This window comes from Acidimicrobiales bacterium, from assembly GCA_016794585.1.
Taxonomy (GTDB): Bacteria; Actinomycetota; Acidimicrobiia; order Acidimicrobiales; family DATDAH01; genus JAEUJM01.
This window is the reverse complement of sequence record JAEUJM010000013.1, coordinates 257,068-270,941: the sequence shown is the minus strand read 5'-3', so window position 1 is coordinate 270,941 and position 13,874 is coordinate 257,068. Positions and strand designations below refer to the sequence as shown.

The following is a 13,874-nucleotide window of genomic DNA, read 5'->3' as shown; positions in this document are numbered from 1 at the left end:
GGGTCTATCCTAGGTTGGTCCACGCGCCCGGACGGCGGCGGTGTCGCCCGATCGGCGCGACGCGCCGATCGGCCCCGGACCGCACCTGCCCCCTGCCCCGGTCATCGCCACCTCGCCCATGAGCAACGACGCCGTCTCCGTCCCCGCCACCTCGGTGCCCGACGAGCCCGCCGAAGCCGCGCCCCCGCGCCGCTTTTCGGACGTGCTCGCCTCGGTCGCCCACGTCGAGGGGTGGATGACCCCCGCCCAGGCCCGTTGGCTGTGGGACCGGGCCTCGGTCCTGCGCCCGCCCGCCACCGTGGTCGAGATCGGCAGCTACCGCGGCCGGTCGGCCATCGTCCTGGCCAGCGCCGCGGCCGCCGGCGTCGAGGTGGTGGCGATCGACCCGCACGGCGGCAACGACCGCGGCCCGCAGCAGATCAAGGCCGTCCCCGAAGAGGGCCAGCGGGACAACGAGGCCTTCCACGCCAACCTCGCCGACGCCGGCGTCGCCGACCGCGTGCGCCACGTGCGGCGCCCGAGCCAGGAGGCCCTGGACGCGGTCGAAGGCCCCATCGACCTGCTCTACATCGACGGCGCCCACCGGTACGCACCCGCCCGCGACGACATCCGCCGATGGGGCGATCGTGTCGCCGACGGCGGGACCTTGCTCATCCACGACTCCTTCAGCTCCGTCGGCGTCACCCTGGCCATCATGGCCACCCTCTTCTTCAGCGGGCGCTTCCGGTACCTCGGCCGCACCACGTCGATGACGGCCTACCGGTGCGAGCGCCTCGACCTCGCCGACCGGGGGCGCAACGCCCTCTCCCAGGCCGCGCAGCTGCCGTGGTTCGCCCGCAACGTCGTGATCAAGGCCCTCATCCTCGCGAAGCTCGACTCGGTCGCCCGCCTGCTCGGTCACCGCGACCAGGTCTGGCCCCACTGAGCGGGGCCGGTGGCTCGGACCCCGAACCCGCGTCGGTGATCGGCGCCGGGCGCCGGGGCCGCCTCCGGCGACCCGACGCGCTCGTCGGTGAGCACGGGCACCTCCTCCGGGGCTCGTTCTGGCTGCTCGCCAGCGTGGCGGCCAACGCGTTCTTCGGCTTCGCGTTCTGGCTGATCGCCACCCAGCTCGACACCAAGACCGACGTCGGGCGCGCCTCGGCGCTGTTCACCGGGGTCCTCTTCATCAACTACCTCACCAACATGGGGCTGCCGGTCGCGGTCGCTCGCTACGCGCCCGACGACGGCGCCCCGTCGACCGTCCTGTTCAACTGGTCGATCGTCTACACGGGCGCGTCGTCGCTGCTCGGCACGGCGCTGTTCGTCGTCTTCCTGCCCCAGTCCATGGCCGACACGCTCCTCCAGTGGGGCGGGCCGGCCGGCTTCCTCATCTTCTTCACCGTCGTGTTCGGCATGTCGTGCGCGATCCTGCTCGAGGTCCGGCTCATGGCCCTCCGCCGGTGGGGCTGGGTCTTCGCCCGCGTGGCCGTGGTCGGGATCGTCCGTTTCGTGCTGGTCCTGGTGCGCCCCCTCGCCGACGACGCGCTGTGGCTGTTCCTCGTCGTGGTCGGGATCCCGGCACTGTCGGGCTTCGTCGGTGTCGGCGTCCTGATGGCCCGACGCCGCTCGCCGCGGCTTCTCGGCCCGCTGCCCCCGTCCTGGCGGGCGGGGCTGCGCTACTCCTCGGTGAACTACCTGGGCATCCTCGCGGTGCAGGCCCCCACGTTCGCCCTTCCCCTGATCGTCGCCGTCGAGGTCTCGTCGCCCCAGTACGCGGCGTGGTACGTCGCCTTCAGCATCACGACCGTGATCTTCCTGGTCCCGCACACCCTCGGGCAGGTGCTCCTTGTCGAGGGTGGCAAGGGGGGCGCCGACCTGCGGCGCCAGGTCCGGCTCGCCCTCGGGCTGGCCCTCGGCTTCATGGCGGTGGTGGCGGTGGCCGGTCGCTTCGGGAGCCAGATCGTGACCCTCATCTACGGTGACGACTACGCCGATGCCGCCGACATCCTCCCCACCCTCGTGCTCGCGGGCGTGGGATGGGCCATCACCTCGATCTGCCTGACCAAGGCGCGGGTCGTCGAGGACGTGCACGCCATCGTCATCATCTCGGTCACGCTCGCGGCCGGCATCCTCCTGCCCGCCGTCCTCCTCGTCGGTGACGACGGCATCCGGGGTGCCGCGCAGGCGTGGCTGATCGGCAACTCGATCGCTGCGGTGACGGCGATCGTCGTGACGTCCCGCCGCTCCGGCTCGCGGTCGCTGGCCTCGGACGCCGCCTGGCTCGAGGCGCCCGACAGCGACGAGCCCGCCTCGTCCGGTGCCCTCCGTCCCGGCTGACGGGCCTCGGCCCGCCGACGCGGAAGGTGCGGTCGGTGCGGTCGGCGGATGGTGGCCGTGGGTGGCGGGGACGGTGCTCGGCCTCCTCGTGCTCGGCCCGGCCCTGGCCCCAGGGGCGTTGTTCAACCTCGACCTCGTCCTGACCCCGGAGATCCCCGTCCCGCAAGGGGTCTGGGGCCTCGGCCCGGAGCTGCCCCGCCGTCTCCCGTTCATGGTGCCGCTCGCCTGGGCATCGGTCCTCGTGGACGGCGCCGCCGTCGCCAAGGTCGTGCTGGTGGGGACCTTCGCGGTCGCCTTCGTCGGTGCCCAACGCCTCGTGGGCGACCGTGGCGTGCCCACCCGCCTCGCCGGCGGCCTCCTCTACGCGGCCGGCCCGTTCCTCGTGACGCGGGTGGCCACCGGCTACCTGGGCGTGGCGCTGGCCGCGGCGGCGCTGCCGTGGTGCCTGCCCCACCTCCTGCGGCCGTCGGCCTCCATCGCCCGCACGCTGCTGGCCGCCGCCGCGCTCGGTGCCTGCGGCATCGGCGGCGGGATCTTCGCCCTGCTCGCGGCCGGCGCCGGCGTGATCGCCGACGGTCCCACCCGCCGGGTCGGTCGCGTCGCCGGGGCGGTGCTCGTGGGCCAACTGCTCTGGCTGGTGCCCGGGCTCGTCGTGTTCCGCCAGGGGGTGCGCCTCGCCGCCGGCGACGACTTCGCCACCCGCGCGCCCGGCCTCGGGGGGCCGTTCCGGCTCCTCGCCGGTCACGGGTTCTGGCAGGACACCTTCCAGGTGGGACACGGTCAGCTGGGGGTGGCATTGCTCGGTGGGGCGCTCCTGGTGCTGGCCGTCCTCGGCCACCAGGCGCTGCCGGGGGCCTGGCGCCGGCCCGCGGGGTGGCTGGCGGCCCTGGCCGTGGGCGTCGCCCTCGCCAGCGCCCTGCCCGGGCTGGACACCGTGTTCGGCCGCGTCGCGGCGACACCGGTGGGCGCACCCCTGCGCGAGGGGCAGCGGCTGCTCCCGCTCTACCTGGTGTGGATGGCGCCGGCGGCGGCCCTTGGCGCGCGTCGCCTGGCCGGCGGCGTGACGGGTGCCCGGCGGGCGGCCTGGTTGGCCCTCCCGGTGGTCGCGGCGGTCTGGCTGGCCGTGCCAGGGCTCTGGGGCGCGGGCGGTCAGCTGGAGGCCGTGCGCATCCCCGACGAGTGGGCAGAGGCCCGCGAGGTGATCCGGGACGGCGGGGGCTCGGTCGTGTCGCTGCCGTGGGCGCAGTACTTCAACCTGAACGTCGCCGGTGGTCGCCGCGTCAACGACGTCATGCCGCTCTACCTCGGGGGCGACGTGCTGGTGGCCTCGGACCCGAACCTGGACGACCCCGCCCAGGAGCGCGCCGACGGGCGCGAGGCGGCGATGGACCTGCTCGCCCTCCGCGTCCGGGCCGGCGAGCCGGTGGGCCGACGGCTCGCCGACCTCGGGGTCCGCTGGGTCGTGCTCCAGCACGACATCGACTGGCAGACCTACCTCTCGCTCCGAGACGATCCCGACCTGCGTCGGGTGGTGGACGGCCCCACCCTCGAACTGTTCGAGGTGACGGGCTGGCAGGGCGAGGTGGTTGCCGACGACGGCGAGGTGCTGGAGGCGAGCGGGCCCGTGGCGCCCCTCGTCGACCTGGCCTCCTCGGGTGCGGCCACGTGGTCCCGCCCGGGGGCCACGGGATGGCTGCGGGGGACCGAGCCCGCCGCCGTGGGGGCCGACGGACGCCTCCGGCTGCCAGCCGGCGAGGGCCCGCTCTGGTACTGGCCCGCCCTCCTCGTGCTGGTCGGCGACGTCGTGTGGCTCGTGGCCGTGGCCGCCGCGTGGCGACGGTCCTCACGAGAATCCACGTCTGTGCCGACTGGCGTGCTATAACAGTCTCTCGTTCATCTGTCTTGGGAGGACATCCGTGACGAGTTCCATGCGCAACATCCTTCGTGCAGTCCTGGGTGGGCTGTTCCTGAGCGGCATGCTGCTGCTCGCCACCCTCGGCCCGGCCTCGGCCCAGGCCGGTGACCAGGAGGACCAGGATCCGTCGCAGTTCGTGGACGACCAGGGCAACTTCGACATCGACGCCTACATCGCCGCGTCGACCGGCTCGGACGACGGCTGCTCGCCGGCCAGTGCCGCCGTGGGCGACACCGTCACCTGCACCGTGCACGGCTACGCCGCCGGCTCGACCGTCACGGCCACCCTCTCGTGTGGCCCGACCGTGGTCTTCGAAGGCCCGTCCACCGGGACGACCTTCACCTTCTCGTACGTCGTGCCCGACGTGCCGGCCGGTGACTGTGGCCTCGAGGTGTGCGGTACCGACACCGGTGGCGAGGCGCTCTGCCGGGTCCTCGGCTTCGAGGTGGTGGGCAACGAGGTGACCAACCTCGCCCGCACCGGCTCGAACAACACCGGCACGCTCGTCGGTGTGGGCGCTGCGCTGGTGGTGCTCGGCGGGGCCGCCGTGTTCGGCGCCCGTCGTCGCTTCGCCAAGACGACCGCCTGATCCTTCCAACCGAACGACGAACCAGCCGCCCCTGACGGGGCGGCTGGTTCGCGTTACCGCACGCCCCTGACCTGATCAGGTCGGGTCGGCGCCGGCCCACCCGCACCAGGTCCCGGCCGACCTCAGCGTCGGCGCAGGTGGTCCTTGCGGATCTTGCCGGTGCCGCTCTTGGGCAGATCGGGGCACACCTCGATCTCGCGGGGCGCCTTGAAGTGGGCGAGGCGGGCCCGGACGAACTCCCGGAGCTCGGCGGGCGTGGCGTCCCGCCCGGCTCGCAGCACCACGAAGCCCTTCGGCACCTCGCCCCACCGCTCGTCGGGCACGCCGATGACGGCGGCCTCGAGCACCGCGGGGTGGGCGGTCAGCGCCTTCTCGACCTCGACGCTGGAGATGTTCTCGCCGCCGGAGATGATGACGTCCTTGGTGCGGTCGACGATGGTGAGGTAGCCGTCGGGGTCGACGGTGGCCACGTCGCCGGTGTGGAGCCATCCGTCGCGCAGCACCTCGGCGGTGGCCTCCGGGGCCTGCCAGTAGCCCTCCATCACGTGGTTGGAGCGGGCCCGGACCTCTCCTCGGGCGCGTCCGTCGTGGGCCACCTCGGTGCCGTCCTCGTCGACCACCGAGAGCTCGACCCCCATGATGGGAAGGCCGGTGGTGGCGCGGCGGCGAGGGTCGGAGGCCTCTCCCGGCTTGTCGAGGGCACGGGTCAGGGTGGGCGCCGACTCGGTCATCCCGTAGCCGCAGATGCACGGGCAGCCGAGACGCGCCTCGAGCTCGCCCAGCAGCTCGGGGCCGAGCGGGGCACCGCCGACCGAGATCTGTCGCAGCGTCGGGTAGGAGCGGCGGCCGAGGTCCGGATGCTCGAGGAGCGCGGTGGCCATGGCGGGGACCAGGAAGAGCCGGGTGACCCCCTCCTCGGCGATGAGGCGCAGTACCTCGCCGGCGTCGAAGCGGGGGAGCAGGACGTGCACACCGCCCAGACCGGTCACGTAGTGCGGCGTGCCCCAGCCGTTGACGTGGAACAGCGGGATGGTGTGCAAGATGACGTCGTCGCCGGAGATGGCGTTGGTCAGGGCCGAGTGCACCGCGTGGAGATAGAGGCTGCGGTGGGTGAGCACCGCTCCCTTCGGGGTGCCGGTCGTGCCGCTGGTGTAGAAGATCTCGGCTGCGGCCCGCTCGTCGATCGGGGGCGTCACCGGCCGTCCCGTGGGCTGCGCCGCCAGGAGCGCCTCGTGCTCGTCTCCGAGCACGATCTGGCGGACGGGGTGCGGGGGGTCGGGCTGGTCGGGATGGCGGAACAGCACCGTGGGGGCGCAGTCGTCGAGCAGGTCGGCGACCTCGGCACCGGCGAGGCGGATGTTGAGCGGTACCAGCACGGCGCCGGCGAGGAGCACGCCGAAGTACGCCTCGAGGAGCTCGTGGGTGTTGCCGCCGAGCCAGGCGACCCGGTCGCCGGCGGTCACCCCGAGGTCCCGCTGGAGCCCGAGGGCGAGACGATCGCACCGGTCGGCGAACCCCGCGTAGGTGTCGCGCCGGTCGCCGTCGATCACCCCGATGCGGTCGGGGAACAGGGTGCGGGCGCGGGCGAGGAAGTCGAGGGGGGTGAGGGGCAGCTCCATCAGGCGACCCACTCCCCACGTCGTTCGAGCACCTCGCGCAGGACCCCCGGCCGATCGGTCATGATGCCGTCGACCCCGAGGTCGAGGAGGCGCTCCATCTCGGTGGCGTCGTCGATGGTCCAGACGTGCACCTGGAGGCCACGGCGGTGGACGAAGCGCACGAAGCGCTCGTCGACGATGGTCAGGCGTCCCTGGCGGACCGGGACCTGGACGCAGGCGGCGTGCAGGGCGCCGACCGGGACGCCGACGCTTCCCATGCGGGCCCGGAGGATGCCTGCGGGCCCGTGGGACCAGCACAGACGGGCCCCGAGCCGCTGGCGCAACCGGGCGAGGCGGCGGTCGGAGAACGAGCCCACGCACACCCGGTCGATGGCGCCCGTGCGCTCGATGGCATCGGCCAGCGGGCCCACCGCGCCGTCGTGCTTGGGGTCGATGTTGATGCGGAGGTCGGGCCAGGTGCCCAGGAGGTCCTCGAGCCGGGGGATGGGCTCGGTGCCGTCGACGCGGGCCGCCCCGACCTCCGACCAGGGCAGTTCGGCCACGACGCCGGTGCGGTCGGTGACCCGGTCGAGCACGTCGTCGTGGAAGGCCAACAGCACGCCGTCCGCCGTGACGTGGACGTCGGTCTCGATGTAGCGATAGCCGAGCTCGACGGCCCGCGCGAACGCGGGCATGGTGTTCTCCGGTGCGTCGCTCGCCCCGCCGCGGTGGGCGAAGGCCAACGGCCCGGGGTGGTCGAGGAAGGGCCATCGGCTCGCCATCGCGCCCGACGCTACCCGGCGGATCGAACGGGCCGGCCCCTGTGGGAGCCTGGTCCGGTGGAGGTGCTCACCGACGGCGGTCGGACCCGTTGGCCGGCGTCGAAGCGACGGACGGCTCGTGTCCTGGCCGCGGGCATGGGCGCGGCCACGGCGTCGGCCCTGCCCCCCTTCCTGGTGGGCGCGCTGGCGGTGCAGCTCCGCGACGATCTCGGATTCGACGCCGCCGGGCTCGGCCTGGCGATCAGCGCCTACTGGCTCTCCTCCGCGTTGTGCTCTGCGGTACTCGGGCGCGTCGCCGAGCGCCTGGGCGCCCGGCGTGCCCTGCGCATCGGGCTGTGCGCCAACGTCGTGGTCCAGCTCTCGATCGCGGCCCTCGCCCGCACGTGGGGCGCGCTCGTGGTCGTGCTGCTCCTGGGCGGAGTCGTCAACGCACTGATCCAGCTGGCCGTGAACGTCCTGTTGGCCCAGGAGATGCCCCCACGGCGACTCGGTCTCGCCCTCGGTGCGAAGCAGTCGGCCATCCCGATGGGGACCCTGCTGGCCGGATTGGCCGTTCCGGCCCTCGCGCTCACGGTCGGCTGGCGCTGGGCGTTCGTGGCCGGTGCCGCGTTGGGCCTGGCCGCGCTGGCCGTGCTGCCCGATGTGCGGCGCCCACCCGTGGCCGCGGCCGACCGGCCCCGCATCGGGGACCGCCCACTCCTGCCGCTCGTCGTGCTGGCGGTGGCCGGCGCCCTCGGTGCCGCCGCCGCAGGTGCACTCGCCGCCTTCCTCGTGTCCGGCGGGGTCGAGGCCGGGATCGCCGAGGGCGCCGCCGGGCTGCTGCTCACCGTGGGCAGCGGGTGCGGGATCGCGGTGCGACTCGTGGCGGGCCTCCGTGCCGATCGCCGCCCGGGTGGCGAACTGCGGGTCGTCGCCTTCATGCTGGTCGGCGGGGGTGTGGCCTTCCTCGCCTTCGCCACGGGGCTCGCAGGGGCCTATGTGCTGGCCACCCCGCTCGCGTTCGGGGCCGGCTGGGCATGGCCCGGCCTGTTCAACCTCGCGGTGGTGCGAGACAACCCGGACACGCCGGGCGCGGCCACCGGGGTCACCCAGACCGGCATCTACATCGGTGCGCTGGCCGGGCCGCTCGCCTTCGGCGCCATCGTGGACCGCGCCGCCTACGGCCCCGCCTGGGTGGCGACGGCGGTGTGCTCGCTGCTCGCCGCCGGCGCCATGGTGGCCGGTCAGCGCCTCCTGCACCGGCGCGCGCCGGGCCCACCGCCGGCGGTACCGTGACGCGGGTGGAGGCCGAGGATCGCTTCGTCGGGCTGGTCGGGGGGCCCGAGCCCGAGCTCCCCCTCGACGAGGCCATGCTGCTCATCGCCGCGCAGGCCGACCCCGGCGTCGACGTCGACCGCCACCTCGGGACACTGGACGAGCTCGCCGCAGGGTGCCCGGCGCCCACCCTCGACGCGCTCGTGCGGTACCTGTTCGTGGACCTCGGCTTCACGGGCAACCGAGACGACTACTACGACGCCCGCAACTCGTACCTCGACCAGGTGCTCGATCGGCGCCTGGGCATCCCGATCTCGCTGGCCGTGCTGGCCATGGTCGTGGGGCGGCGGATCGGCGTTCCCCTCGTCGGGGTGGGGATGCCCGGCCACTTCCTCGTGCGGGACCAGGTGCTCCCCGGGGTGTTCGTCGACCCCTTCCGTGGCGCCGTGCTCGATGCCGACGGCTGCGCCCGGGTCTTCCGGGCGCTCCACGGCCCGGCGGCGTCGTTCGACGAGCGCTACCTGGATCCCGTGGGGTCGCGCGCCATCCTCCGGCGGGTGCTGGCCAACCTGGCCACGGTCCATCGAGCCGCCGGGGCCCGAGCCGCCCTCGTCGGCGTGCTGCGCCTGCGCGCCGCCATCCCCGGAGCCACCGCCGGCGAGCGGCGAGAGCTGGCGGAGGCGTTGGCCGCGGCCGGGCAGTTCACGGCTGCGGCCGACGTGCTCGATGCCGTCGCCGACGGGGCGACGGATCACGGCGCGGCCGCCGACCGCTCGGCGGCCGCCCGCCACCGGGCGAGGCTGAACTGATGATCGACCAGGGCCTCAAGCGCTGCCTCGGGCAGATGATCAAGGGCGTGCAGGTCGTCGGGGCCGTCCACGACGGCGTGGCCCGGGCGTACTGCTCCCACTGGGTCTGCCAGGTCTCGTTCGAGGCGCCCATCCTGCTCGCGTCGGTGTCGCCGAAGCACGACACCCACCCGCTGATCGTGGGGTCCGGGCGCTTCACGGTGTCGATCCTGGCCGCCGACCAGATCGGCGCGGCCCAGTACTTCTCCTATCCGGGCCGAAAGTTCCGCTACGTCGCCGACGAGCTGTTGACCGTCGACGACGGACGGGTGGGGGTGCCGGACTCGATCGCCTGGCTCGACTGCGAGGTGCTCGATCGGGTGTCCGAACTGCCGGGCGCCGGCCCGCTCGACCACGACCTCTTCTTCGCCCGGGTCACCTCGGTCCAGGAGGGTCGGCTGGGTGCGCCACCCCTGCTGTACAGCTCTCGCCTGGGCTGGCGGGCGACGGGGGACAAGGCCCGCGAGCCCGGCGTGTCGATCCGCGACGAGCTGCTCGCCCGCCTCGGCGAGAACGCGGACGACGACGGGGCGGGCGGGGTGGACGGGGCCGGGTAGTGGCGTTCCTGGTCATGGGCGTCGTGTCGATCCTGGCCTTCACCTGGTTGCTCGTCATGCTGCGGTCGACCCGCGAACGCCGTGCCGCAGCCGCCGCGACGACGGCCCTGCTGGTGGACGACGACGGGGTGGAACGCCGCCTGGCCGACGGCCGACGAGAGTCGGTGGCCTGGCGGGACGTCGTGGAGGTCGAGGTCATCACCACCGACACGGGGGTGCACCGCGAGGACGGGGCCCTCATCGTGCTCGCGGTCGACGACGTGCGCGGCTGCATCGTGCCGAGCCGGCTCGCGGCCGAGCACGGGGTGATCGACCGCCTCACCCGCCTCCCCGGGTTCGAGCACCGCCGCCTCGCCGAGGCGCTGGAGGTCCCGCCGCCGTCCCGCACCACCTGCTGGACCCGCCCTCGCTCCTAGAGAATGCTGGTCGGAGCCGGCTCGTGCAGGTGCCCCGTCTCGTTGATGCTGGCGATGCCGCGGGCGCCGCTGCGGGCGGCGTGCACCCGGCTGACGCTCGTGTAGCCAGGGTGGAAGAACATGGCCTGTCCGAGGCCGAGGACGTGGGCCAGGTAGACGTTGATGACCCCGCCGTGACACACCACCGCCACCTCACCGCCGGGGTGGGCAGCGACGATCCGGTCCATCGCGGCGAGCAGGCGAGACGCGAACGCGGCGCCCTCGTCCTCGCCCGCCCAGGTGCCGTCGACGAGCTCCTGGTAGCGAGGGTCCCCCTCGGCCTTCAGCTCCTCGAGGGGGATGTAGGCGTCGGCGTCGCGGTCCCACTCGGCGAGGTCGTCGTCGACCAGGACGTCGACGCCCAGGGCGGCGGCGAGCGGGGCCGCGGTCTCGCGTGCGCGGCGGAGCGGGCTCGACCACACGGCCTCGATCGGACCTCCTCGCAGCCAGTCGGCGAGACGTCGGGCCTGGTCGTGGCCCTCGGCGGCCAGGCCGGGATCGGCTGCGCCGGTCGCGCCCTCGACCCGCAGGGGCAGGGCGTGACGGATCATCCAGAGCTGCATTCCTCGCGGTCCTCTCCGAAGCGTGGCGAAAGCATGGCCCGATCGCCGTGGTCGTCGCCCTAGCGTGGAGGGCCATGGCCCGTCGCACCAAGATCGTCGCCACCATCGGGCCCGCGTCCGAGTCGCCCACGGTCATGCAGCGCATGGTCGAAGCAGGGATGGACGTCGCCCGCCTGGGGCTCGCCCACGACACGCTCGACCTGCAGATCGAGCGGTTCTTCCGCCTCCGCGCCGCCGCCGAGGCGGCCGGACGGCCCCTCGGCATCCTCGTCGACCTGCCCGGTCCCAAGGTGCGGGCCGGCGCGTTCCCCGAAGGCGGCCTCGAACTGACGGAGGGCCAGCGCCTCCGCCTGGTGCCGGGGACGGGCCGCTCGAGCGCCGAGGTGGTCGAGGTCGATTACGAGGGCCTCCTCGACGACGTCCAGGTGGGGGACACGCTGATGTTCGGCGACGGCTCGGTCGTGGTGGCCGTGCGCGAGCGCGACGGGGGCGCCCTCTCGGTCGAGGTCGACCACGGGGGCCACCTCGAGGGTCGCCCCGGGGTCCACGTCCCGTCCGATCGCCTGCGCACGCCCACCCCCACGCCGGCCGATCTGCGCATGCTCGATGCCTTCGTCGAGGTGGGGGTCGACATCGTCGCGGTGTCCTTCGTGCGCTCCGCCCACGACGTGCGCCGCGTGGGGACCGAACCCCATCCTCGCGGCCCTCTCGTCGTCGCCAAGGTCGAGACCCGCGCCGCGGTCGACAACCTGGAGGGGATCGTCGCCGAGTCCGGGGCCATCATGGTGGCCCGCGGTGACCTGGGTGCCGAGTTCCCCATCGAGGAGCTGCCCCACCTCCAGAAGCGCATCATCCGCAAGTGCATCGCCCTGGGGCGCCCGGTGATCACCGCCACCCAGATGCTCGAGTCGATGATCCACGCCGGCACGCCGACCCGGGCCGAGGCCTCGGACGTGGCCAACGCGGTGTTCGATGGTTCGAGCGCGGTGATGCTGTCCGGGGAGACCGCCATCGGCCACGACCCGGTGGGCACCGTGCGGACCATGGCCCGCATCGCCGGCCGTGCCGACCAGGAGTTCGACTACGCCGGCTGGGCACCGCAGCTCTCCCAGCTGCACAGCGGCGGGCAGGGCGCCGGCGACGCCCAGGTCACCGACGCCATGACCATGGCGGCGTGGCGGGCGGCCACCGAGGTGCGCGCCTCGGCCATCCTCTGCCTCTCCCGCAGCGGCTTCACCGTGCGGGCCATCGCCCGCTTCCGGCCGCAGACCAAGATCCTGGGGTTCTCCGGCGACGAGCGCACCGTGCGCCAGCTCACCTTGAGCTGGGGCGCCACCCCCATCCCCCTGCCCGACCACGGTGACGTGCACAGCCAAGTGGAGGCGGCCATCGAGATCGCCCGGGCCCGGGGCCACATCCGCTCCGGTGACACGGTCGCCGTCCTCGCCGGCAGCCACGGCGGGTCGACCGCCACCGACCAGCTCCGGCTCGTCCACGTCGCCTGATCGGACCATGGGCGTGCTCGAGCGACTGCGCACCGGCAAGGTCGCCTTCGTCCTGAGCGGGGGTGGAAACCTCGGCGCGATCCAGGTCGGCATGCTCCGGGCACTGGTCGAGCGGGACATCCGCGCCGACATGGTGCTCGGCTGCTCGGTCGGGGCCCTGAACGGTGCGGCCTACGCCGCGGACCCCACTCCGGAGGGCATCGGCCGCCTCGAAGCCCTGTGGCGCAGCATCGACGACGACGCGGTGATGCCGAGCAGTTGGCTGCCGACCCAGCTCATGTTGGCCCGCCGCCGGCCGGCGGTGCACGACAGCGTGGGCCTGCGCGCCCTCGTCAGCGACGCCCTGGGCGTGGACCGCTTCGAGGCGCTCCAGGTGCCGTTCCAGTGCGTCGCCACGGCGGTCGAGCCCGCGGCGGAGGCCTGGTTCAGCTCGGGCCCACTGGTCGACCCGATCATGGCGTCGGCGGCCCTGCCCGGCATCTTCCCCCTCGTCCAGATCGGCGACCTCCGCTACATGGACGGCGCCGTGGTCAACGACATCCCGGTCACCAGGGCCCACGAGCTCGGCGCCCGCACCATCTACGTCCTGCACGTCGGCACCCTCGACCGCCCGTGGCTCGATCCGAAGCGGCCCTACGACGTGATGGTCCAGGCGTACTGGATCGCCCGGCGCCACCGGTACCACGAGGACCTCGCCGCCCTGCCCACCCGGGTCAACGTGATCGTGCTGCCGGTCGGCTCGCCGCCCCGGTTGAAGTACAACGACTTCAGCCACAGCGACGAGCTCATCACCCAGGCCTACGCGGCCACGGCCGGGCTCCTCGACGCCGCACCGGCGAGGGGTCGCCGGGGAGCGAAGCCACCACCGGCGCCCCTGGGCCCCGATCCGACGTCGACCGGCGCAGCCGCCACGACGTCCGCGACGGCATCGCCCGGAACGGTGGACCCCACGACGAAACCCGACGCCGACGGGTAGGTTCGCCCCGTGTCCGACGTCTCCTTCACCAACGGCCCGCCCGAGACCGTGCTCGATCCCGAGCCCGCCGAGCTGCGCGACGCCCTCGTGGCCGCGCTGGCCGCGCCGGAAGGGGAGCGCCGCGCCGCGGTGGCGGCGCTGGTGGCCGACCACCCGCGCTTCCTCGACGGCTGGGCGCGCCTCGGCGACCTGGGCCGCGACCCCATCGAGGCCTATGCGGCCTACCGGGTCGGCTACCACCGCGGTCTGGACCGTTTGCGACAGAACGGCTGGCGAGGCTCGGGGTACGTGCGCTGGGAGCACCCGGAGAACCGTGGCTTCCTGCGGGCGCTCGACGGCCTGCGCCGGTGCGCCGGCGTGATCGGCGAGCAGGACGAGGAGGAGCGCTGCGCGCTGTTCCTGCGCCAACTCGACCCCGCGTGGCCTCCGTCCGAGCTGGTGTGACCGGAGGGATACACCCGCCTGGCTAAGGTCGGCATCGGGGCCCCACCTGGGCTCCCTCCTCGAACCCTG

The 13,874-nt window shown here is 73.8% G+C and carries 14 protein-coding genes; 11 read left to right on the top strand and 3 right to left on the bottom strand.

The features are described 5' to 3' along the window. Positions 1-118: 118 nt before the first annotated feature. From JNK12_06955 to JNK12_06940, 4 genes are all read left to right on the top strand, one after another. Positions 119-925: a class I SAM-dependent methyltransferase gene (locus JNK12_06955; GenBank protein ID MBL8775649.1), complete on the top strand. Its 807-nt coding sequence runs from the start codon at positions 119-121 to the stop codon at positions 923-925. Positions 926-960: 35 nt separating this feature from the next. Next, positions 961-2,319 (top strand): hypothetical protein, encoded by a 1,359-nt coding sequence (locus tag JNK12_06950; protein ID MBL8775648.1) that lies wholly within the window; start codon positions 961-963, stop codon positions 2,317-2,319. Between the two features lie 61 nt (positions 2,320-2,380). After that, entirely contained in the window at positions 2,381-4,201 is a 1,821-nt protein-coding gene (locus JNK12_06945) for a hypothetical protein (protein MBL8775647.1), read from the top strand. 34 nt (positions 4,202-4,235) lie between these two features. After that, complete coding sequence (locus tag JNK12_06940) at positions 4,236-4,823, top strand: LPXTG cell wall anchor domain-containing protein (protein ID MBL8775646.1); 588 nt, start codon at positions 4,236-4,238, stop codon at positions 4,821-4,823. Between the two features lie 122 nt (positions 4,824-4,945). On the opposite strand, the gene JNK12_06935 is transcribed toward JNK12_06940, so the two are convergent. Together JNK12_06935 and JNK12_06930 are read right to left on the bottom strand one after the other, a co-directional pair. Continuing rightward, entirely contained in the window at positions 4,946-6,442 is a 1,497-nt protein-coding gene (locus tag JNK12_06935; protein MBL8775645.1) for a long-chain-fatty-acid--CoA ligase, read from the bottom strand. After that, the gene (locus JNK12_06930) at positions 6,442-7,203 is read right to left on the bottom strand and encodes a glycerophosphodiester phosphodiesterase (GenBank protein MBL8775644.1); all 762 of its coding nucleotides are present in this window, start codon (positions 7,201-7,203) and stop codon (positions 6,442-6,444) included. Before JNK12_06930 ends, JNK12_06935 begins: the two co-directional genes overlap by 1 nt. A gap of 57 nt (positions 7,204-7,260) precedes the next feature. Here JNK12_06930 and JNK12_06925 point away from each other — a divergent pair, with 57 nt between their 5' ends. The 4 genes from JNK12_06925 to JNK12_06910 are packed head-to-tail and all read left to right on the top strand — an operon-like array spanning position 7,261 to position 10,278. After that, positions 7,261-8,478, top strand: a complete 1,218-nt coding sequence (locus JNK12_06925) for an MFS transporter (GenBank protein ID MBL8775643.1) — start codon at positions 7,261-7,263, stop codon at positions 8,476-8,478. A 5-nt stretch (positions 8,479-8,483) separates the two neighbouring features. Beyond that, the gene (locus JNK12_06920) at positions 8,484-9,266 is read left to right on the top strand and encodes a transglutaminase family protein (GenBank protein MBL8775642.1); all 783 of its coding nucleotides are present in this window, start codon (positions 8,484-8,486) and stop codon (positions 9,264-9,266) included. Next, entirely contained in the window at positions 9,266-9,862 is a 597-nt protein-coding gene (locus tag JNK12_06915; GenBank protein ID MBL8775641.1) for a flavin reductase, read from the top strand. Before JNK12_06920 ends, JNK12_06915 begins: the two co-directional genes overlap by 1 nt. Next, positions 9,862-10,278: a hypothetical protein gene (locus tag JNK12_06910; protein MBL8775640.1), complete on the top strand. Its 417-nt coding sequence runs from the start codon at positions 9,862-9,864 to the stop codon at positions 10,276-10,278. Before JNK12_06915 ends, JNK12_06910 begins: the two co-directional genes overlap by 1 nt. Here the strand turns inward: JNK12_06910 and JNK12_06905 are convergent. Then, positions 10,275-10,880, bottom strand: coding sequence for a histidine phosphatase family protein (locus JNK12_06905; GenBank protein ID MBL8775639.1), 606 nt, complete (start codon positions 10,878-10,880; stop codon positions 10,275-10,277). The two genes, JNK12_06910 and JNK12_06905, sit on opposite strands and share 4 nt — an antisense overlap. Before the next feature lie 74 nt (positions 10,881-10,954). On the opposite strand from JNK12_06905, the gene pyk reads away from it, so the two are divergent. The 3 genes from pyk to JNK12_06890 are packed head-to-tail and all read left to right on the top strand — an operon-like array spanning position 10,955 to position 13,805. Next, positions 10,955-12,385, top strand: a complete 1,431-nt coding sequence (pyk, locus tag JNK12_06900; protein MBL8775638.1) for a pyruvate kinase — start codon at positions 10,955-10,957, stop codon at positions 12,383-12,385. Between the two features lie 7 nt (positions 12,386-12,392). Continuing rightward, entirely contained in the window at positions 12,393-13,361 is a 969-nt protein-coding gene (locus tag JNK12_06895; protein ID MBL8775637.1) for a patatin-like phospholipase family protein, read from the top strand. Positions 13,362-13,370: 9 nt separating this feature from the next. Beyond that, entirely contained in the window at positions 13,371-13,805 is a 435-nt protein-coding gene (locus JNK12_06890; GenBank protein MBL8775636.1) for a DUF3151 family protein, read from the top strand. Positions 13,806-13,874: the final 69 nt, after the last annotated feature.